The organism is Deltaproteobacteria bacterium, from assembly GCA_016874775.1.
Taxonomy (GTDB): Bacteria; Desulfobacterota; Binatia; order Bin18; family Bin18; genus VGTJ01.
Genome location: VGTJ01000121.1, coordinates 1 through 19,847, shown reverse-complemented (window position 1 = coordinate 19,847; position 19,847 = coordinate 1). Strand labels below are relative to the sequence as shown.

The following is a 19,847-nucleotide window of genomic DNA, read 5'->3' as shown; positions in this document are numbered from 1 at the left end:
GTCGCCCGCGTTCATCCAGCTCTTCGACCAGACTTCGATACTTAGACCGAAGCCAGCACACAATGGTCTCGTCTCTCATCCCTGCTCTTGTGCAGAGGCTCTCCACTCCGGTCAATCACTATTGCGGTAAGTTGTTTCCTGCCACCGCCTTAGCTCATCACAGCGCGTAGTTCCCAAGATTTGGCTTGTTGTTGCTGGGCAATATCGATGGCTTTGAGGAAACAGCTCTCTGCCTCCTGCTCCACCGCCACCTGGGTGCTAGGTGTGAGGTGCTGGGTGTTAGGGGCTGGCAACTGAGAACTGACGACTGACAACGTTTGTAGCGTCAGTTCTCCTTTGAGCCGATACAACTCTGCTTCACACCAACGTTCCTCAGTTCTAGAGACGATATCCAGCGCTTCGGCTAGTAAACGTATCCCTTCTTCGCTTTGTTCTTTCTGCCCACAGACACCAGCGAGGAGAGAAAGAAAATGCGGTTGCCAGAGTTGCGCGCCCATTGTTTTCCATTGAGAGAGGCCATCGCGAATCAGCTTTACTCCATCCTCTCGGCTGTTTTGCACGGCCGATGCCCAGCCCTGATAAACAGGACTCGACGCCAAGAAAAATGGAAAGCTATGTTCGTTCGCGAGTGCAGCCAATACCGCTGCTCGTTCCTGCACGGCTTGCGCTTCTCGACGAAAATGATGGAGACCAACGATACAGTACAAAGCAGAGGTATAGCTATACGGATGGGATAACTCTTTCGCGACGCCCAGTGCTTCATCGCCCATTTTCATGGCCTGCTCTGGATAACCAAGATGCCACAGCGCACGTGCCGCAGAGATGCGGCAGAAGACACCTGGATCTGAGGCTGCATGCAGCAGAGCGAGAGAAGAATGTTTACGGATATCGTACTGGGCTATTCCTTGCTCTGCATGCTTTAAACACGAAGAAAAATCTCCAACAAAAAACAACGTCTGCCCGAGAGCGTGACAGCTCATCGACAACAAGGCCGAGTCTTGGGCACTCTCAGCAATATGGAAAAGCTGTTCAGCCAAGGTTCGCGTTTTTCGCAACTCCGCGCGAGCAAGGTAAAAAATCCACAAGCCCGACAGCGTAGGAAAGAGCTGCGTAGAGTCGCCCAACCGCTGACAGAGTTCCAGTGCTCGCGCGTATGTCGTTTCTACTTCAGCATGGGAGAAGCCCTGTACTGCTATCAAGATCGAACCTAAAGCGACGTGCAGAGCAAGTTCCTGTTGGTCACGCGTACTTGTCTCGGGTAAAGTCGTGAGCAGCTCCAGCCCTTTTGTGAGGTGACCGATAGCTTCCACATAGGCTGAACGCTGGGTGGCACGTTCACCAGCCTGCTGCCAATAGGGGATCGCCTGTTCGATATGTCCGGCCTCGGTGTAATGATGAGCGACTAATTCCGGTTGTGTGTCCTTGGTTCCTGGGAATCGTTCTTCCAACACGTGCGCAATCTGTTGGTGATATCGCTGCCGCGTGCTTTTCAGTAACGATTGATAGGCCGTGTCTTGAATGAGCGCATGTTTGAAGAAGTACTGTTTTTGCTCGCCGATGCCGTGTGGATAGAGAATTTCCGCCTCTACGAGTTTTCCCAGAGCTGAACGTAAGTCCTTCGCACTGAGTGGTGCCACTGCTTGCATGAGTTCGTATGAGAACTCACGCCCTAATGTCGCACCTAGTTGAGCTATCTGCCGTGCACTAGCAAGCCGATCAAGTCGTGCGAGTAAGGCTTCTTGCAAGGTCGCGGGAATTCCCAATTGTCGGGGCGCTTCGCGAAGCGTCCCGACTGACTCGGTCGCCGCTACAGATTCCACCACGCTCTTCGTCAATTCCTCAACGAACAACGGTACGCCATCCGTCTTCATCCGAATCTGCTCGATCAGTTCTGCTGACAAAGCTTTCTCCGCCGTGACTTTCTCGATCAGGGCTTCGACTTGTTTCTTCCCAAGACGACTGAGTACAAATTGAGAAATATGTGAGCGTAATTTCCATGGTGGGGCAAACTCAGGACGAAAAGTCAGCACGAGTAACAAGTTCGTCGTCGGAATTTGTTCGATCAGCAACGAAAGAAATTCCAACGACGAGGGGTCTATCCAGTGTAAATCTTACCAGACTAAGACCGTGGCTTGCCGCTTCGCTTGTGCCGCTATCAGTTGCAGCAGGAATTGCAGGGTCCGTTCCTTTTGCTTCTGCGGTGTCAGGTTGAGCGGTGGACACTGCGGCGGAGTGGGAAGGGAAAGAAACGCGGTCAACAGCGGCAGACTGTTCTGCAAGTTGTACAGGGCCAGGGTTCGTTCTAGTTTTTCTCCTTTCTCCTGATCGTTGTCTTGGTGAGAGAACAACAGCATGCGCTGCAACACCTCAATCAGAGGATAGAACACGCTGTGCTGATGATATGGCGAGCAACGAGCTTCGAAAAAGAACGAGCCTTCTGCCGTGACGTGCTCGCGTAACGTGTACACTAATCGCGACTTGCCAATACCCGGCTCGCCGCTGAGCAGCACGACTTGCCCTTGTCCTTCCTTAACTTGTTCCCAGCGATCGCTGAGCAATCTAACTTCCTGTTCACGTCCGACTAATGGTGTCAGCGTTGTGCGTCCGGCTAGAGGTGAAGTACTCTGACGTTCGCTTTGCACGTGATAGACAGCAATTGGTGTCTCGATACCTTTAACCAAGTGGGAGCCAAAGGGTTGGCTCTCAAAGTCACCTTCGATCAGACGTTGTGTTGCTGCACTAATGATAACCGTATTGGGCTCGGCTAGTCCTTGAATGCGTGCGGCGATGTTCGGCGTCTCACCCAGGGCCAGTTGCTCTGTACGGCCACTGGTACCGATGTCGCCGATGACGACCAACCCGGTGTGAATGCCAATGCGGACTTGGAGGGAGCGAGGTGAACCAATCACCCCCTCACCCTGTCCCTCTCCTCTCGCGGGAGAGGGAATCCATTCTCGCATTGTAGAAATAATGTCTAATCCCGCCCGTACCGCACGGCGCGCGTCATCCTCATGAGCGGTGGGATAGCCGAAGTAGACAAGCAGTCCGTCACCCAAATACTGCGCGATGTACCCTTCATACCGCTGAATCACTTCGGCACAAGTCCGTTGATACTGCCGAACAACTTCACGCAAGTCTTCAGGATCAAGTTGCGTGGATAACGCGGTCGAACCGACGAGATCGCAGAACATCACCGTCAACTGCCGCCGCTCAGCGGCACCTTGTCCAGGGTCCAGGGTCCAGCGTTCAGGGTCAGAAGACTGGGCATTAGGAATTGGAGAGTGGGCTTCTTGACGTTGAACGTTGAGCCTTGAGCGTTGAGCCTTTTCAGACTCTAGACTATGGACGCTAGACGCTAGACTGTCTTCGCCTGTCCAAACTAATCCCGGACCTTCTTCTTTCACCTGCTCAGCATGAGCGAAAAGTAGTTCTTCTTTGAGATCTCGTAGATAATCCTCATCAAGATTGAACCGCCGCTTCAGTGCGCCGTACGACACTCGCCCTTGACGCTGCAATAACTCCAGGACTCGTTCTAAGACCTCAGCAAAATCCATCTTGGGGTACCCTTCAAAAGTAACATTTTAAGACACGAATCATATTTTTGTTGTCTTCTTTTGTGCCAAGATTATGGACTGTAAAGGTCGAAGTTGAAGAAACTTCCGCTTCCTTTCTGGCATCCGATATTCGGCACAGATCCTGCTTATTTTCTTTTGTCGCTTTCGTGTGGGGCCTTCGGTAGTTACCGTACACAAAGCAGAACTTCTATGAGGAGGAACAACGATGATGATGAACAATACGGTAGAAGATCGAGCGCTTGCAACCCTAGAAGCTGATCTGATTGTTCCCTCCCAGTTTTTTGATCGGATCAAGGCTGAACGGTCATCACAGCCGGAAAAACGCTTGATGCTCGCCGTTATGGAAGATGCCATTTCTACATTTCAGAAATCTGCGCCAGGGATCACGCGCCGACAACGCCGCTTGCTGAAAGAGACTGAAGATTGGATTGGTTCAGCAGATAGTAACTGGCCTTTTTCCTTTGAGAATATCTGTGCGGCACTCGACATTGAGGCCGAGTACCTTCGTGGCGGTATCTCACGCTGGAAGAAGGTTCTCCAGGCACGGGAGGCACAACCAACGGCTCCCACCGGGCTCTCCCCATTTCGTCGTGTAAGTGGCCGGCGACACGCACTTTCTGCAGGACGGTCAGAAGCACCGCGAAAGGCGAGAGCAGCCTAAAGCGTCAGCATATCCACAAGGTACATTCTGTCACCAAGTCATGATCAGGCATGCGTAATACCACCCCCTCCTGGTCTTACAGAGATTGCCTGATCAGATAAGAGAGACGTCTCCCGAGACGTCTCTCGATCCCTCCATCATCAATACCGTTTTCTAACTATACCGTGGCCGCTTTCCGGTCTGTTTATAGGCAAAATAATCTCGCAGAATTTTGCCGTGATCGAACGCCAGAGGAGTAGGAAGGGTATTCTCATAAAATACCTGCGCTTCCGCGGCATCATCTGCCCCTTGGGGTTGGCCTTTCGCAGTAGCAATGAAAACTGTCGAGAGCGTATGGTGGCGGGGGTCGCGCGCAGGGTCAGAATAGACATGGAGTAGTTCGACAAGCTGCACATCGAGTGACGTCTCTTCTTTAGCTTCACGAATCGCCGCTGTCTCGGCTGATTCGCCGTAGTCGATAAATCCCCCTGGTAACGCCCACCCTGGCGGAGGATTCTTGCGACGAATGAGGACGATGCCACCGCTTGCAAGTTCAATAATGATATCAACAGTAGGAAAAGGATTGCGGGGAGTTGCCATCGGAGAACTGTAGCACCCCTCGTACAAGGAAAAAATGGATTCCCGCCGGCGCGGGAACGACGAGGCCTTCGTCATCTATGTAAACGAGCATACATTCTCTCTTTGCTCCGCTACGCAGTATCAGTTACGCTTCTGGCATGGACACGATACGTTTTGGACTCATTGGCGCAGGGAAACACGGGAGCCGGTACGCAAAGCACATCGTCGAGGATATTCCACAAGCTGAACTCGTGGCGGTGTGTCGACGCGATCGACACGAAGGGGAAACACTCGCGGCAAAATACCACTGCGCCTACTATGCGGATTATCGCCAGGTCCTTAGTGATACACGAATCGACGCTGTCGCGATCGTTGTCCCTCCCTATCTCCACCAACAGATTGTCACGGCAGCCTGCCAGGCTGGGAAACACATTCTGCTGGAAAAGCCTTTTGCAACCAGCGTTGCTGAAGGCCAGCAATTACTGACAACGCTCGCGCGGAGCCACAGTCGCTGCATGGTTGCACATACGTTGCGCTTCAACAGCGTCGTGCAAACGTTGAAGCACCACCTTCCCCAGATCGCCCCACTACACTCATTGTATCTCAGTCAACGATTTGAACAATCACCACTGGTGTGGCTCGATCATAAAGCCGAAAGCGGTGGGGGCATCGTCCTCCATACTGGGGTTCATAGTTTCGACTTATTACGCTTTCTCAGTGGGTATGAAGCCTCACAGGTATGGTGCCAAACACAGACGGTGCTGACCAAAGAAACTGAAGATAACTTTTCGATGCTCTGTCAGCTCAAGAACACATCAGGCTCGCATATCCTACACGGTGCTGCAGCGGGTTCACGTTCAACTGCCAGTCGCTCCGGGTTCATCGAAATTTCCGGCGCGAACGGCCAACTGGTGGGCGATCATTATCATGGATTTGCTTATGTGATTCACGGCGCAGAACGGATATCGCTTTCGCTCCCACCACCGGTACCAACCATTCGTGACATGCTCCAGGTCTTTGTCAATTGTCTTCGTGACGGTACCCCCTTCCCTATCACCCCCGACGATGGCTTCCGAGCTGTGGCAATTGCCGAGGCGTGTTATCGGTCTGCTACAAGTGGTCAGTTGGAATCCGTAGCCACATACGTTTAAGATAACTGCTGCAGCCCAGTTGAGGAGGATCGTATGGCATTAATGGATTTCATCCGTGGTCAGTTTATTGACATCATTCAATGGACAGACGACTCACGTGATACTCTGTCGTACCGGTTTCCCGATGAAGACAAAGAGATTAAGAATGGTGCGCAACTGATTGTTCGCGAGTCACAGGTCGCACAGTTTGTGTATCTCGGTCAGTTTGGTGATACTTTCGGTCCTGGCAAATATGAACTGGCAACGGCAAATATCCCGATCCTCACAGATTTGAAGGGATGGAAGTATGGCTTTGAGTCGCCGCTCAAAGCTGACCTGTATTACGTCATCACGCGCATATTCTCTGGCAACAAATGGGGGACCGCTAATCCAGTCATGATACGCGATCAAGACTTCGGCATCGTTCGCGTGCGTGCCTATGGCACCTATGACTTCCGTATCGTCGAGCCGCGCATGTTTCTCAAAGAAGTGGCAGGCACCGACGATCATTTCCGTCTTGATGAGTTTGCCGATGTTATGCGTTCGCGCATTGTGAGTGTCTTCTCTGAGGCATTGGCAGAAGCGAAGATTCCAGTACTCGATGTCGCGTCCCGTTATTCAGAAGTTGGTGGGGCGATCCTACCGATTCTGAATCCGGTGATGAAAGAAAAGTACGGTCTCGAACTGACCAGCTTCGTCGTTGAGAACGTTTCCGTACCACCAGAAGTTGAGCAAGCAATCGACAAACGTTCGAGTATGGCTGCGGTTGGTAATCTCAACGACTACGTCAAGTTCCAAATGGCCCAAGGCCTGGAAAAAGGCGGCGCTGGCGTTGGTGGCGCCGGTGCAGAGCTTGGCATTGGTTTGGCCATAGCCCAGCAAATGCTGAATCAACCTGGTGGGATATTGAATCAGTCCACGCCACCTGCCGTTGGAGCAGCAACGACCGCTGCGGCTGCTCCCTTGCCTGATCTGCTTGGTATCGCTGATGTCGCCAAGATGCTCGGAGTGAGCGAAGACGATGTCCTGGCCACCATAACCACAGGTGATCTCAAAGCCAAGAAAATTGGCTCGACGTATCGGATTACGCGGACGGCAGTGGAGGAATTTCTGAGGAATTAAAACGTAATCCGTAAAACGTAATCCCTAACCACCGCTCCTCTTCTTTTACGTTTTACACTTTACGTTTTACGTTTTCCTATGACCCAACCTCAAGTTACTGCCCAAGCGAAGCACTCCTGCCCTGCCTGCGGAGCTGAAGCGCACTGGAACCCAGCCAAACAGGCATTGATCTGTCCTTTCTGTGGGACCGAAGCTCCAGGCCAACTTGAACCAATAGCAACGGGCAGTCCAGAAATTATTGAACATGACTTGGTCAAAGCGTTGCGAGGCATCACCGATAACTATCGCGGCTGGCAAGCCCAGAAGACATCGGTCAAATGCCAAAGTTGCCAGGCTATTTCGGTATTTGACGCCACTCGTGTCGGTCAGCGCTGTGACTTCTGCGGTTCCAATGCGCTTGTTCCCTATGAGCAAATCAAAGACTCCTTCACTCCCGAAAGCCTGCTGCCACTGAAGATTAGTGAGTCAGCTGTCAGAACCATTATCCGTAAATGGTACGGTGAAGTCTGGTTTGCACCAAATAAGCTCAAGCACGTCGCGCTGACCGATCAGGTGAAAGGTGTCTATCTGCCGTACTGGACCTTTGATGCGCAGGTGCATGCTGACTGGCAAGCTGAAGCCGGGTATTACTATTACACGACAGAACAATTCCGCGATAACACCGGCCATGTTCGCACCCGCGAAGTACGGCATGTCCGCTGGCAACCTGCTTCAGGCTCGCTGCAATACTTCTTTGATGATGAATTGGTTGCGGCTTCTCATGCGATAGAACCACACCATTTACGAGCTATTGAGCCATTTCCGACCAACAACCTCGTTCTCTATAATTCCGGGTATCTCTCGGGATGGGTGGTTGAGCGCTATCAGATCGACCTCGTTGCAGCCGCCCAACATTCACGTGAGCGTATGGATACCCAACTCCACCGCATGTGTAGCGCACACGTCCCGGGCGATACGCAACGGAATTTACAAGTACGTGCGGATTATTCCGGACAGACGTTCAAACATATCCTCGCGCCGGCTTGGTTGCTCACCTACAGTTATGGTCCACGGACATACCATGTCGTGGTCAATGGAGTCACCGGCGCGATTTCAGGTGACTATCCGAAGAGTTGGGTAAAGATCTTTTTCACCGTGCTCTTCGTGTTGGTGCTTCTGAGTATCTTTTTTGCGTTGGCGGAACGGTAAGACCTGGCTATGACACGTAATGCGTAAAACGTAATACGTAACCGACCCGCCTCCCCTTTTTACGAATTACACATTACGCATTACGATTCACGTCTTCTTCCAATATGGCTCATTATTCAACGCTGGTTGATCTTCGGCTAACTGAAATAACACTCCACACGCTGTCTTTGGTGAAAGAAACGCTTCGACTGTACGATCTCCATCTTCGCGTTTATCGACAACTCGAATGCCCTTTCCTTCCAGGAACGCGATTTTCTCCTTTAGTCCCGGAACTTGTAACGTGATGTGATGTACACCTTCTCCGCGCTTTTCGATAAACGAAGCTACGAAGCCCTTTGGATCGACGGCTTCAATCAGTTCGATGGTAAAATCATGCAGGTCAAAAACGGCGTAGCGAAACCCACCGCCTCGGCCTTCAGCAACGTAGCGAAACTTAGCGCCTAACGAGTCTTCAAAAAACGTACGCGATTGTTCAATACTCTGAACGGCAATGGCCACATGGTCGAGACGACCGATCGGTTCAGTTGGCATGAAAGATTCCTCCTCACTCGGGTTTATCGTGTTTCGGAAATGCAGGGCAAGTAGAGACGCTCCGTTGGAACGTCTCGCCAATGACAACGTAATCAGAGTTATCCCTTCCTGCCTATGCTTGTCGGAAAAAATCGAGCAAGCCATAATAACTGTGGAGGAACGATCATATGACAACGGGAAACATCTTGACTGCCGGTGCGGGACCAAGTCGTTGGCGGTCGTGGCTGGAAGCCTCGCGCCCCTTTTCGTTTACAGCTTCAGTCACTCCGGTACTGATTGGTTCTGTGTTAGCTGCAATTGATGGCCCTTTTCATTGGGGACGATTTTTCCTGGCGCTGTTCGGTTCACTGTTCATCCAGGTCGGTACCAACATGATCAATGACTACTACGATTATGTGAATGGCGTGGACACGCCTGACACGCTGGGTCCGAGTCAGGTGATTCAACGTGGACTCCTCACTGCAGACGAAATGTTTTGGGGCGGGGTTGCCACATTTGGCATCGGGAGTGTGTTCGGCCTGATCCTTGTTGCTTTGTGTGGCTGGCCCGTCCTTGCCCTCGGCCTTGTTAGCGTGCTGGCTGGATACTTTTACACGGCAAGTCCACTCTCTCTTGCCTACATCGCGTTAGGTGAAGCGACAGTATTCATCTTCATGGGACCAGTCATCGTCATGGGTGCTTACTTTGTTCAACGTGAGATGTTCACCCTCACGTCTTTTCTGATTTCCCTCCCTGTTGCCTGCCTCGTTGCCTCGATTCTTCACGCCAATAACATTCGCGACTTGCCACATGATAAAGAACGAGGGAAAGGGACGCTGGCTACCATGATTGGCCGTGAGGCGGCCAACTGGGAACTGCTAGGGCTGGTGTACGGTGCGTACGTGATTACTGTCGCGTTGGTTCTTTTGGGCTATGCACCGTGGCCAGTACTGCTGACGCTGCTTACCTTGCGACATGCTATCCCAGCAGTGCGTATTCCGTTCGGAACCGAGAAGGTCGAAGATCTCAATGAGGCACTGATGTGTACGGTGAAGTCACACCTCGAATATGGGGTCTTATTAATTGTGGGGTTGCTCATCGGCCATCTGTTGTCGTGATTCTACAATAAGCCTCCCATCTCTTGGTTAGTTGACACTCTGCCAAAGTGGCCTTAACTATTTAACTATTGGAGGAAAAAGCAATGTTACGAACGACACTTTTGCTCGGTGCTTTGACTGGTCTGATCATGGCTATGGGCAACTATATGGGGGGGTCGAGTGGCATGACAATCGCCTTCGTGATCGCGGTTGCCATGAACTTTGGCGCCTATTGGTTCTCCGACAAAATGGTTCTCGCCGCTTATGGAGCGCGGGAAGTTACTGAAGCGGAAGCCCCAAAGATGTATCGCATCGTTCACAACCTCGCGTTGGCTGCAAAAATGCCAATGCCCAAGGTCTATATCATTCCATCAGAATCTCCGAATGCCTTTGCCACGGGTCGTAATCCCAGTCACGCTGCGGTTGCCGCAACTGAGGGATTACTCCGCATGATGGATGAACGCGAACTGACTGGCGTACTTGCTCATGAACTTGCGCACGTCAAAAACCGCGACATTCTTATCAGCACGATTGCTGCGACACTTGCCGGCGTGATTGTCCACGTTGCCAACATGCTGCAATGGGGCGCAATGTTCGGGTTCGGTCGTAGTGATGACGATGAAGGGGGTAGTAACTTTATCGGCATGATGATCATGATCATCCTCGCGCCACTTGCAGCTATGCTTATTCAGATGGCAATCTCTCGCACCCGCGAGTTTTCGGCTGATGCGACTGGCGCACAGATCAGTGGAGACCCAGGTGGTCTTGCCTCTGCCCTTCGTAAGCTTGGGCTTATGTCTCAGCGTATTCCGATGGAGGCTTCGCCACAAACCTCTCATATGTTCATCGTTAACCCGCTGACTGGTGGTGGGTGGGCGAAATGGTTCAGCACTCATCCGCCGATGGAAGAACGGATTGCTCGTCTGGAACAGATGGCTGGACGGCGGGCGTAAGCGTCGTCTACGAAGCTCCCCTAGAGTTCCCAGCAGGGGCGGTTTGCGAACCGCCCCTATTTTTTTACGGACATCATTTAATCGCCAACGCGTTTAGCGGACTGCCCACCGCATTGGGAATGTTGAGCGGCGGCGCCACCCACAAATACTCATAGACTCCATCAGCCGCACAATCCTTTGCCAGCGCATCGAAGGTAAAAATCTCACCTAGTGACAAGCCAATGTCACGGATCGCAATCTGATGGAACGGAATAAACTCGCCATCGATTTCCGACGGTAAGCGTTCCACAGCAATGTTGTCCACGGCAATACACGAGATTTCTCTCTTGTGTATCCAATCGAGGGTATGGACAGACATCCCAGGTTGAGCGTGAAAATAGGCTTCTTTTTCGTCGTGGGCCTTGAGTGAATACCAATACGGCACCCAACCCGTGCGAAGGCACAGGGCATCACCACTTCTCACTTCGACTTTCTGCGCAGCAGCGCAACCATCGAGATCAGCCACAGTGATCGGATAATCTTTTGGCAAGTGACCATCTTTCTCATATCCCTTGTACTTCACCATATCGAGGAGCACACCACGAGTGACAAATGATTGGTAGAGTTTGCCAATATCGTTGCGTGCCGCCCCACCGTGCGCGGTCACCGCACTGGTCGGTGTATCGTTGTAGAACTTATTTTCGTACCCGACGTGAGCCAGACTGTCCCACTGTGTCGAGCCTTGTAGGTACATCGTGATGTAATCGTCATTGGCGATCGCTGATCCTGCCATGCCGACATCTTTAACTGGCACATTAAGAATCGACATAAATCGTTGGGCCGGGGTTCGTGTGGGAAATACCGGACCAGCTTGATCAATTGGGATACTACAGCAAAAGACCGCGCCCTTTTTCACCAGCTTTGCCGCAGCTACGATCACTTGCGGGGTGATGAAGTTTGCAGTTCCCTTTTCATCGTTTTTTCCCCAACGTCCCCAATTGGTGACTTTCGACATTGCTTCACGTCCTGGCATAGCGTCCTCCTCCTGTTCGGTTATGTATATGTCACTTTTATATCCAGGCGCTGACGGTTTTTGTAGAGGAGGAGAATGAATGAAAAATTAAAAATGTAAAATGCAAAATTGAGAATGAGAAAAGGACAAGCAAGACCGCGCCAGCGGCATTTCTCCTCTTCCATTTTTCCTTCTTCATTTTTAATTTTTTATTTCGCGAAGCATGCCTTGACCATACTCGGAACCTGCACTACAAGCGCCCCAGGTTGTTCGCTTCAGGAGGATGTTATGCCCGGACCACTCGCAGGAGTAAAAGTGATCGAAATCGCGCAAGAGATTCAGGGACCGTATGCGGGCTTGTTTCTCGCCGATATGGGAGCCGATGTCATCAAAATCGAAATGCGTGATACCGGTGATCTGAGTCGTTTCATGTTGGTGAAATTGATCGGTGGAACCGATGCACCTCATGCGAATTTCAGTCACTATTTTTTGGCGATGAACCGAGGCAAACGTAGCCTCACGCTTGACCTGAAAAAACCCGAAGCGAAAGAGATTCTCTATCGGCTCTTCGATAGCGCAGATGTGTTGTTGAGCAACTATCGACCCGGTGTACTGGAGCGCCTTGGCTTTGGCTATGAAGAATTAACGAAACGGAATCCGCGACTGATTTATGCCAAAGGTTCGTCGTGGGGCCCAGAAGGTCCGTGGACTCGTCGCCCCAGCCGCGACACTCTCGCTCAGGCAGCAGGTGGGCTCATGGCTAAAAACGGTATGCCAACCGATCGTCCCCTTCCGTGCGGTGCCGCAGTGGCTGATCATTCAGGTGCGATTACACTGACGGCAGGTATCCTCGCGGCCCTCTATGCGCGTGAAAAGACAGGGAAGGGGCAGCAAGTTGACGCCTGTATCTACGGAACCGTCATTGCGCTGCAATCCATGGAAATGAACTTCACTGCCATCAGTGGCATCGAAACTCGGCGCGCTGGCCGTGGCCACCAGTTCCTGCAAGGCGTATGGGGTTCATTCAAAACCCAAGATGGCTGGATTTGCTTGGCCGGTGTCGACGACAAACGCTGGCCGAATTTCTGTCGCGTGATGGGTATCGAACAGGTGCTGTCTGATCCAGATTACAGCGACAATGTCATTCGCAACTTCCGTGGTGTAAAAATAGAGAAGCTCCTTGATGAAGTCTTTCCGAAGAAGACAACCGACGAATGGATGAAGGTACTCACTGAAATTGACATTCTCGCAACTCCAGTACAGCAGTACCGTGACATTCTCACTAACGAACAAGCGCTCATCAACGGCTATATTACCGAGATGGATCACCCAGAGGTTGGCAAAGTGCGCGTGGTTGGCAATCCCATCAAGCTGAGTGAGACTCCGTTGCACACGAAAACTCCGCCGCCCGAACTTGGGCAGCATAGTGAAGAGATTTTGCTTGAAGCAGGATTTTCGTGGGAAGATATTGCCACGTTTCGGGATAAAGAAGTCGTCTAGTAGACGAGGCGACAGAAGCGGAAAGAAAACGGGGCACGTAGTGCCCCGTCTGTATGCATGGTAGGCGGGTCGTGTTAGGTCAGATCAAATTGGAAGGTAGCACTCATCCCTTTGGCAGCATCCTTGTTGAACGTGTCCTTCATACCGTCCATCACTTGTTGAACGGTTGTTGCAGGAGAGCCTCCGCCACTTGACTTGAACAGGCTCTGAAGTTTCAGAGCAAGCCCCATATCGCCAGCAATCTTCAACTTTCCAGTCATAAACGCCATCTGACCGTTGAGCTTACCATTGATCATGTCGAGATAATCACTCTCTTTCATGGTCAACGTGATGTTGGGCTTCTCACACGCTCCTGAATTCACATCGATTGCCTCATTGGCGATCGTGCAATGAAATTGGGTTGCCATAGGGCTCCTCCTCTGCTGGTAAACTCTCCTTAAGCTACCAAGTCTTTGTGAGTGAGGAAAGGTCCTCACTGGAAATGGGGGATGACGTGCTCCCCGATGAGCCGGATTGACGAGAGCATCTGACTCTGGTCACGAACGATGTGACGAAAGAGAAAGCAGTGGTCATAGTTTCTGTCCTTCGTGCTATGTAGCCGAGCATCTACCACACTTCAAGATAATGGCAAAGCAAGGGATTGCACGAAAAGAATGCAAAATGAAGAATGCAGAATGAAAAATGAGGTGAGTGAAAACAAGGAGGTTACATGCTTTCGCTGAATCGTCGTCGATACTGGTTTTACTCTTTGGTTGTCGGGGTGGCGCTGTTTGTGAGCCCAACACTTTTTCTTTTTGCCCAAGAGGCAACACCGGTTGCAAAGCCGGACTTGGAAAAAGTCGCCAACGAGTCAACTGTGGAAATCACAACGACAGGCCGTAAAAGTGGCAAGGCTCACACCAAACCTATCTGGTTTGTCTACGACCAGGGACGTTTGTATTTACAATCCGGTAAGGGTGGTAAATCCGACTGGTATCAGAATCTCAAGAAGAACCCACAACTGACGTTGAAGATTAGTTCGGTAACGCTCAATGGAAAAGCCAAGTTTATCGATGACGAAAAAGAGACCGAGCGGATTCATGGGTTGTTTCGGACAAAGTACGTCGGAGCACGCCTGGCGGGAATGGTGGGCTCGTCAATTGGGCATGGCAAAGCCGTAGAGGTGGAATTGCAATAGGCTTGAGGCTTGAGGCGATAGGCTTCAGGGGAAGAGAAAGGAATCCCTGTAGCCTACGCCTGTGGCCTGTAGCCTTTCTTTTACAGCTTCGCCGACGGCACTACTAATTTTTCTGCGAGCCGTTCAATTTCACTCTTCACTTGTTTCGCATCCGTTATAATCGCCCCGACAATCACCTCATGAACACCTGCATCGCGATAACGCTTAATTTGGTCAAGCTCGACAGGCGAACCAATGCCAGGTGATACAGCAAAGGAGAGTTTTACGTTGCCACGTCCGGCTGCTTGAGCATAGTTTTGCATGCGCGAAATTAAGCCCGGCGCTGCTTCTGGTGTCACATTCACTCCAAACCAGCCATCGCCGACTTCGCCTACACGCTTGAGCGCAGGGGTGCTCTCACCACCAAAAACAATCGGGGGGTACGGTTTCTGGACTGGCTTTGGGTACATCCGAACTTTAGGAAAGCTGAGAAATTCACCCTTGAACTCTGGCTCTTCTTCGGTCCACAAGAGTTTCATCGCCTTCAAGTATTCACGCGTTCGTTCGGCACGGCGTTCCCAAGGAACATTCACCGCTGTGAATTCCTCTGCCAGCCAGCCAATCCCGACGCCCAGATCAAACCGTCCACCAGACAATTTATCCAAGCTGGCAACTTCTTTTGCCGTGACCACCGGACTCCGCTCTGGAATTAAGCTAATCCCAGTGCCAAGACGAATCTTCTTGGTGAGCGCTGCCGCATAGGTCAGCGCGATATACGGATCGAGAATATCAACCTTCGTGGTTGGCATCGGTAAGCGGCCATCTTTTGAGTAGGGATACTTAGAAACGTACTGATCAATTAATACGACATGTTCCGGTGCCCATAGAGAGTGAAACCCACAGGCTTCAGCAGTCTGGGCCGTTGTTGCCAGGTTTTCGGCATCAGCCGTAAGGCCGATACCAACAGCAAAGTAACCAATTTTCATGAGACGTTCCTCCTTTACAAATTATTCTTCAGCTTCACCCGTTGCCTTGAAGGCTTCGCGCCCTTTACCGGGGGTTGGGTCTTTCACAAGCCCGTAAATTTGTCGCCCTTCGTGATCTTCTGGCAGGTACTCTGTGATTGGCATTCCTTCTGGTGTCACAAACAGTAAGCAATGACAGTATTTCCATTGCTTCATCTCATCGCAGGCGCAGACCCACTCGCGACTGCGCTCAAGCTCAGCTTTTTTGTCCGGATAGAAATTACACGGACAGAGTGGCCGCCCCACCTCATCGATATTGCTCGCAAGTCCAAGAATAACGGCCTCAGTCACTTCTTTCTCCGGATGAGGAGAAGTGCCACTTTTCTCCAAGTACTTCTGTACATACACGCGCATGCGCTGCATGCTCTTCTCTGATGGTTGTTCTTTCATGTTGGCCCTCCCATACGGGTTGCTTTCCGCTGATCCCTTCTGAATGATAACGCCCATCCTTATGCCATTTTTCTCCGGGAGGAGGAACATGCCCACGAAAATCTATGTAACACGGGAAATCCCTGAAGCTGCGCTTGATCTTTTAAGACCGTGTGGAAACGTGAAAGTCTGGAACCACGACGAACCAGTGCCACGGGGAACTTTGCTCCAGGAACTTCGTGATACCAGGGCACTTCTGTGCATGGTTACCGAACGTGTTGACGGAGATCTTCTCTCGCATGCCCCCAGTCTGACCATCGTAGCCAATATGGCGGCCGGCTATGACAACGTTGAAGTGCCAGCCCTCACGCGTCGCGGCATTGTCTTCACCAACACACCGGGGGTTCTGACTGAGACGACTGCAGATCTCGCTTTCACGCTTGTTCTTGCGATTGCACGTCGAATTGGCGAAGGCGAACGACGGGTACGTTCGGGGCAGTGGCCAAAGTGGAGCCCGTTTGTCTTTCTCGGCACCGATGTTCACCATGCCACCCTTGGGATTATCGGTTTAGGACGCATTGGCACTGAAGTCGCCAAACGAGCCAAGGGTTTTGACATGCGGATACTCTACACCAATCGTAGCCGCAATGAGGAAGCAGAAAAGCGGGTCGACTGTACACGAGTCGACCTGCCAACGCTGTTAAGTGCATCCGATTTCGTTGTGGTTCTGGTTCCGCTTTCACCGGAGACGCGCCACTTACTTTCAACTCCACAATTCAAACTAATGAAACGTACCGCTTTTCTCATTAACGCTGCACGCGGCCCAATTGTCGATCAACGGGCTTTGTATGAAGCGTTGCGCGATGGTGTTATTGCCGGGGCCGCACTCGATGTGACTGATCCAGAACCAATTCCTCAAACTGATCCCTTGCTCACCCTGGAGAATTGCCTCATCGTTCCGCACGTTGGTAGTGCGAGTATCGCGACCCGAACCCGCATGGCAACTCTAGCGGCAGAAAATATCGCGACGTTTCTGGCGGGTCGTCGGCCACCAACGCCAGTCAATCCTGAAGTTTTGGCATAAAAGAGGAGTGTAGGATGTCTCAGACGAAAACGCGCATGCCCACCGTATTTGTCGGCCATGGTAGCCCGATGAACGCCCTGTCAAAGAATCGTTATACCGACGCCTGGCGGCAAATTGCGACGACAATGCCAAGACCAAACGCCGTACTGTGCATTTCTGCGCATTGGTACACGCAAGGCACGGCGGTTACCGTTATGGAAAAGCCGCGGACGATTCATGACTTTGGTGGATTCCCACAAGCGCTGTTCGAGGTGCAATATCCTGCACCTGGCGATCCCCAGCTTGCCGCACGCGTTCGCGAACTGCTCGCACCAGTTGAGGTGCAGATGGACAGAGGGTGGGGATTGGATCACGGCACCTGGTCGGTGCTGGCGCATTTTTTTCCACAAGCCAATGTTCCGGTCGTGCAACTGAGCCTCGATGGGACTGAATCAGCGCAGTTTCATTATGACCTTGCCACACGGTTGGCACCGCTGCGTCATGAAGGCGTATTGATCCTTGGCAGCGGGAGTGTCGTGCATAATCTCGGCATCCTGAACTGGAGTAAGAACGCGCCTCCGTTTGACTGGGCGATACGATTCAACGAAAAGGTACGCGACTCATTGCTTAAAAGAGATCACAGGCTGTTGATCGATTACGAAAACATCGGACCTGAGGCACCCCTCTCAGTACCTACGCCAGAGCATTATCTTCCGCTCCTTTATGCAGCGCGGCTGCAGGAAGAAGGAGAACCACTGTCATTTGCGATCGATGGGATCGAGAATGGCTCGATTGGAATGTTGGCTGTGGTTTTTGGCGACGCTAGAGGCCATTCACTCTAGGCTGCAGCAGTTGATTGCCGTCATGCCCGCCTGCGCGGGCATGACGTTGTGTCGCTTCTCACAGCAGGCCCTTAGCCTCTAGATTCTTCCCCTTCAGCGCTTATGCATTGCGGAAATACGGGATCACATGTTTGCCGAATAAGCGGATCGAATCCATGATGTTCTGATGCGGCAAGCCACCAAACTGCATGAAGCACAGGACCTGGTCGACACCTGCGGCTTGATACTTCTTGAGAATACGAATGCAGGTGTCCGGGTTCCCCATACAGAACATGCCTCCCTCGATCAAATCATCCAGTGACTTCCCTGACCGTTCCCCCTGCAGTGCGCCGACAGCGAATTTATAGGAGTCAGGAACTTTCACTCCTTGCTCCTGCCACGGACGATATAGCTCCAGAGATTTATTGAGGAACCACATGCCGCGGGGGCCACCAATCTCTCGTGCCTGCTTGTCACTTTCCGCACAGTGAATGATACCAAGTGCGGCAACTTTATCATTGACAAACGCACCGACGGGTTCTGCCTGGCGAACGGCTTCGCGATAGAGATCAACGCGACGAGTCAATTCCTCGGGGTTACCGATGTTGAAGCATAAAGCACCCAGGCCCTTTTTTCCTGCCGCGGTAAAGCTATCCGGCTGGGCACATGCAACCCACAGCGGAGGGTGTGGTTTCTGCACTGGTTTTGGAATAACCGAGCGTGGCGGAACCTTGAAGAAGCGACCTTCATGTGAGAACGGATCTTCGAGCCACATGCGCGGGATCATCGCAACCGCCTCTTCCCACATCGCCTTGGTCTCTTCCGGGTTAATGTTAAAACCTCCCATCTCAATCAAGGTAGTTGAACGTCCAGTGCCAAGTTCGCAACGACCATCGCTAAGGATGTCGAGTACCGCAGCACGCTCCGCAACACGAATCGGGTGGTTGTATTGTGGCGGGAGCAGCGCGACCGCATGACCAATACGGATTTTGCTGGTGCGCTGAGAAATCGCGCCATACAATACCTCTGGCGCTGGACAGTAAGAGAACTCAGTCAAAAAGTGATGCTCAACCGTCCAGAAGTGATCAAAGCCCATCTCTTCGGCCAGCATGACTTGGGCAATCACTTGCTTGTAGGTATCCTGAACAATCCCTGGATAGTGGGGTTCAGGAATTTGAATTTCGTACATCAAACCAAACTTCATGTGAGGTCCCTCCTTATGTCGATTTCTCAGCTGATTTGCCAGCGTGCGCAAAAGCGTCCGAGACGAAACCGCGCCAAACCTAGCACGGAGCGTAACCCAGACGCAACCGTACATATTGTGATATAGCACGCAAAGGAGGAGACCTCGTCGACAGTCAGAGCCTGTTCATATGATCAGGAAAGGCGCCGGGTACCGCAGGCTACTGCCAATTCTAGGGAAAGGGAATAAAAGGACCACTGGCTGCGCTGAAGGGAATAGAGGACAAGAGCGACACACGATATCGACCCTTTCTGCCCCAGCAGGTGTTCGAGCGAACATGCACGTAGGTGCTTGATTTGACATGAGGGAGACCAATCATGACGAAAACGTTAGAACTCTTGTGCCACACTATCATCATGATGAGCCTTGCGGCCTGCGTGCAGCGTCCATCGCAAGGTATTCCACCTTCGCGTTGGTCGTTTCGGGAGTTCACTCTCATCCGCGGCGTGGTGATGTGCGCCCCTTGCAGTTTGGAGCAGGCGCAGAGCCGCTATCCTGAGGCTGAGGGACTCTATGAGTTCTCTAGCGTGCAGGGACCGCTCGTGTTTCGCGTGGATTGGGTAAGTGACGCTGTACGTTGGCGACAACTGACCCTTGGCAGTCGACTGGCGGTCCGCGCGGCTAGCGATGTCTTACAACAGCTCATAGCTCCAGAGCACCTGAGGCGACCAATGGAACTTAACAGCATATTACGTGATGAACGCACGTTGGATATCGGGAGCATTAACATCACTAAGGCGGTGGCAGGAAACAACTTACCGCAATAGTGATTGACCGGAGTGGAGAGCCTCTGCACAAGAGCAGGGATGAGAGACGAGACCATTGTGTGCTGGCTTCGGTCTAAGTATCGAAGTCTGGTCGAAGAGCTGGATGAACGCGGGCGAC

General features: G+C 51.9%; 20 protein-coding genes. 11 read left to right on the top strand and 9 right to left on the bottom strand.

Features of this window, described 5'->3' with window-relative positions:
- Positions 1-149 precede the first annotated feature (149 nt).
- Both FJ147_19145 and FJ147_19140 read right to left on the bottom strand, forming a co-directional pair.
- Positions 150-2,069 (bottom strand): hypothetical protein, encoded by a 1,920-nt coding sequence (locus tag FJ147_19145; GenBank protein ID MBM4257995.1) that lies wholly within the window; start codon positions 2,067-2,069, stop codon positions 150-152.
- A gap of 42 nt (positions 2,070-2,111) precedes the next feature.
- Complete coding sequence (locus FJ147_19140) at positions 2,112-3,554, bottom strand: hypothetical protein (protein ID MBM4257994.1); 1,443 nt, start codon at positions 3,552-3,554, stop codon at positions 2,112-2,114.
- A 226-nt stretch (positions 3,555-3,780) separates the two neighbouring features.
- Between FJ147_19140 and FJ147_19135 the strand changes: the two genes are divergently transcribed.
- On the top strand, positions 3,781-4,236 hold the full coding sequence (locus FJ147_19135; GenBank protein ID MBM4257993.1) for a hypothetical protein: 456 nt from the start codon (positions 3,781-3,783) through the stop codon (positions 4,234-4,236).
- A 153-nt stretch (positions 4,237-4,389) separates the two neighbouring features.
- Here FJ147_19135 and FJ147_19130 read toward each other — a convergent pair whose 3' ends face one another.
- On the bottom strand, positions 4,390-4,815 hold the full coding sequence (locus FJ147_19130) for an NUDIX hydrolase (protein ID MBM4257992.1): 426 nt from the start codon (positions 4,813-4,815) through the stop codon (positions 4,390-4,392).
- Positions 4,816-4,952: 137 nt separating this feature from the next.
- Between FJ147_19130 and FJ147_19125 the strand changes: the two genes are divergently transcribed.
- The 3 genes from FJ147_19125 (at position 4,953) to FJ147_19115 (ending at position 8,234) form a co-directional block, all read left to right on the top strand.
- The gene (locus FJ147_19125; protein ID MBM4257991.1) at positions 4,953-5,945 is read left to right on the top strand and encodes a Gfo/Idh/MocA family oxidoreductase; all 993 of its coding nucleotides are present in this window, start codon (positions 4,953-4,955) and stop codon (positions 5,943-5,945) included.
- A 33-nt stretch (positions 5,946-5,978) separates the two neighbouring features.
- Complete coding sequence (locus FJ147_19120) at positions 5,979-7,046, top strand: helix-turn-helix domain-containing protein (GenBank protein MBM4257990.1); 1,068 nt, start codon at positions 5,979-5,981, stop codon at positions 7,044-7,046.
- Between the two features lie 78 nt (positions 7,047-7,124).
- Complete coding sequence (locus tag FJ147_19115) at positions 7,125-8,234, top strand: zinc ribbon domain-containing protein (GenBank protein ID MBM4257989.1); 1,110 nt, start codon at positions 7,125-7,127, stop codon at positions 8,232-8,234.
- Positions 8,235-8,321: 87 nt separating this feature from the next.
- On the opposite strand, the gene FJ147_19110 is transcribed toward FJ147_19115, so the two are convergent.
- Positions 8,322-8,909 (bottom strand): hypothetical protein, encoded by a 588-nt coding sequence (locus FJ147_19110; GenBank protein ID MBM4257988.1) that lies wholly within the window; start codon positions 8,907-8,909, stop codon positions 8,322-8,324.
- A 23-nt stretch (positions 8,910-8,932) separates the two neighbouring features.
- Between FJ147_19110 and menA the strand changes: the two genes are divergently transcribed.
- Both menA and htpX read left to right on the top strand, forming a co-directional pair.
- On the top strand, positions 8,933-9,862 hold the full coding sequence (menA, locus tag FJ147_19105; protein ID MBM4257987.1) for a 1,4-dihydroxy-2-naphthoate octaprenyltransferase: 930 nt from the start codon (positions 8,933-8,935) through the stop codon (positions 9,860-9,862).
- Positions 9,863-9,945: 83 nt separating this feature from the next.
- Entirely contained in the window at positions 9,946-10,794 is an 849-nt protein-coding gene (gene htpX / locus FJ147_19100) for a zinc metalloprotease HtpX (GenBank protein ID MBM4257986.1), read from the top strand.
- 73 nt (positions 10,795-10,867) lie between these two features.
- Here the strand turns inward: htpX and FJ147_19095 are convergent, their stop codons facing one another.
- The gene (locus FJ147_19095) at positions 10,868-11,806 is read right to left on the bottom strand and encodes a cyclase family protein (GenBank protein ID MBM4257985.1); all 939 of its coding nucleotides are present in this window, start codon (positions 11,804-11,806) and stop codon (positions 10,868-10,870) included.
- Between the two features lie 114 nt (positions 11,807-11,920).
- Here FJ147_19095 and FJ147_19090 point away from each other — a divergent pair, with 114 nt between their 5' ends.
- Positions 11,921-13,285 (top strand): CoA transferase, encoded by a 1,365-nt coding sequence (locus tag FJ147_19090; GenBank protein ID MBM4257984.1) that lies wholly within the window; start codon positions 11,921-11,923, stop codon positions 13,283-13,285.
- A 74-nt stretch (positions 13,286-13,359) separates the two neighbouring features.
- On the opposite strand, the gene FJ147_19085 is transcribed toward FJ147_19090, so the two are convergent.
- Positions 13,360-13,692 (bottom strand): SCP2 sterol-binding domain-containing protein, encoded by a 333-nt coding sequence (locus FJ147_19085; GenBank protein ID MBM4257983.1) that lies wholly within the window; start codon positions 13,690-13,692, stop codon positions 13,360-13,362.
- A gap of 302 nt (positions 13,693-13,994) precedes the next feature.
- Here FJ147_19085 and FJ147_19080 point away from each other — a divergent pair, with 302 nt between their 5' ends.
- Positions 13,995-14,462 (top strand): nitroreductase family deazaflavin-dependent oxidoreductase, encoded by a 468-nt coding sequence (locus FJ147_19080; protein ID MBM4257982.1) that lies wholly within the window; start codon positions 13,995-13,997, stop codon positions 14,460-14,462.
- A gap of 80 nt (positions 14,463-14,542) precedes the next feature.
- Here FJ147_19080 and FJ147_19075 read toward each other — a convergent pair whose 3' ends face one another.
- Both FJ147_19075 and FJ147_19070 read right to left on the bottom strand, forming a co-directional pair.
- Positions 14,543-15,427 carry an LLM class F420-dependent oxidoreductase gene (locus FJ147_19075; protein MBM4257981.1) on the bottom strand — a complete coding sequence of 295 codons (885 nt, stop codon included), beginning with the start codon at positions 15,425-15,427 and terminating at the stop codon, positions 14,543-14,545.
- Between the two features lie 21 nt (positions 15,428-15,448).
- Complete coding sequence (locus FJ147_19070) at positions 15,449-15,856, bottom strand: ferredoxin:thioredoxin reductase (GenBank protein MBM4257980.1); 408 nt, start codon at positions 15,854-15,856, stop codon at positions 15,449-15,451.
- 88 nt (positions 15,857-15,944) lie between these two features.
- On the opposite strand from FJ147_19070, the gene FJ147_19065 reads away from it, so the two are divergent.
- Complete coding sequence (locus FJ147_19065; protein ID MBM4257979.1) at positions 15,945-16,919, top strand: D-glycerate dehydrogenase; 975 nt, start codon at positions 15,945-15,947, stop codon at positions 16,917-16,919.
- A gap of 35 nt (positions 16,920-16,954) precedes the next feature.
- Complete coding sequence (gene ygiD, locus FJ147_19060; GenBank protein MBM4257978.1) at positions 16,955-17,740, top strand: 4,5-DOPA dioxygenase extradiol; 786 nt, start codon at positions 16,955-16,957, stop codon at positions 17,738-17,740.
- A gap of 100 nt (positions 17,741-17,840) precedes the next feature.
- Here ygiD and FJ147_19055 read toward each other — a convergent pair whose 3' ends face one another.
- Entirely contained in the window at positions 17,841-19,052 is a 1,212-nt protein-coding gene (locus tag FJ147_19055; GenBank protein ID MBM4257977.1) for an LLM class flavin-dependent oxidoreductase, read from the bottom strand.
- A gap of 227 nt (positions 19,053-19,279) precedes the next feature.
- Here FJ147_19055 and FJ147_19050 point away from each other — a divergent pair, with 227 nt between their 5' ends.
- On the top strand, positions 19,280-19,729 hold the full coding sequence (locus FJ147_19050; GenBank protein MBM4257976.1) for a hypothetical protein: 450 nt from the start codon (positions 19,280-19,282) through the stop codon (positions 19,727-19,729).
- Positions 19,730-19,847 lie beyond the last annotated feature (118 nt).

Bases quoted from the DNA above. Each gene is read 5' to 3' on its own strand.
- FJ147_19125 (MBM4257991.1), top strand. From the start codon at position 4,953: ATGGACACGATACGTTTTGGACTCATTGGCGCAGGGAAACACGGGAGC.
- FJ147_19120 (MBM4257990.1), top strand. From the start codon at position 5,979: ATGGCATTAATGGATTTCATCCGTGGTCAGTTTATTGACATCATTCAA.
- FJ147_19070 (MBM4257980.1), bottom strand. From the start codon at position 15,856: ATGAAAGAACAACCATCAGAGAAGAGCATGCAGCGCATGCGCGTGTAT.
- FJ147_19095 (MBM4257985.1), bottom strand. From the start codon at position 11,806: ATGCCAGGACGTGAAGCAATGTCGAAAGTCACCAATTGGGGACGTTGG.
- htpX (MBM4257986.1), top strand. From the start codon at position 9,946: ATGTTACGAACGACACTTTTGCTCGGTGCTTTGACTGGTCTGATCATG.
- FJ147_19080 (MBM4257982.1), top strand. From the start codon at position 13,995: ATGCTTTCGCTGAATCGTCGTCGATACTGGTTTTACTCTTTGGTTGTC.
- FJ147_19085 (MBM4257983.1), bottom strand. From the start codon at position 13,692: ATGGCAACCCAATTTCATTGCACGATCGCCAATGAGGCAATCGATGTG.
- ygiD (MBM4257978.1), top strand. From the start codon at position 16,955: ATGCCCACCGTATTTGTCGGCCATGGTAGCCCGATGAACGCCCTGTCA.
- FJ147_19130 (MBM4257992.1), bottom strand. From the start codon at position 4,815: ATGGCAACTCCCCGCAATCCTTTTCCTACTGTTGATATCATTATTGAA.
- FJ147_19140 (MBM4257994.1), bottom strand. From the start codon at position 3,554: ATGGATTTTGCTGAGGTCTTAGAACGAGTCCTGGAGTTATTGCAGCGT.
- FJ147_19115 (MBM4257989.1), top strand. From the start codon at position 7,125: ATGACCCAACCTCAAGTTACTGCCCAAGCGAAGCACTCCTGCCCTGCC.
- FJ147_19090 (MBM4257984.1), top strand. From the start codon at position 11,921: ATGAGAAAAGGACAAGCAAGACCGCGCCAGCGGCATTTCTCCTCTTCC.
- FJ147_19065 (MBM4257979.1), top strand. From the start codon at position 15,945: ATGCCCACGAAAATCTATGTAACACGGGAAATCCCTGAAGCTGCGCTT.
- FJ147_19075 (MBM4257981.1), bottom strand. From the start codon at position 15,427: ATGAAAATTGGTTACTTTGCTGTTGGTATCGGCCTTACGGCTGATGCC.
- FJ147_19135 (MBM4257993.1), top strand. From the start codon at position 3,781: ATGATGATGAACAATACGGTAGAAGATCGAGCGCTTGCAACCCTAGAA.
- menA (MBM4257987.1), top strand. From the start codon at position 8,933: ATGACAACGGGAAACATCTTGACTGCCGGTGCGGGACCAAGTCGTTGG.
- FJ147_19050 (MBM4257976.1), top strand. From the start codon at position 19,280: ATGACGAAAACGTTAGAACTCTTGTGCCACACTATCATCATGATGAGC.
- FJ147_19110 (MBM4257988.1), bottom strand. From the start codon at position 8,909: ATGGCTTGCTCGATTTTTTCCGACAAGCATAGGCAGGAAGGGATAACT.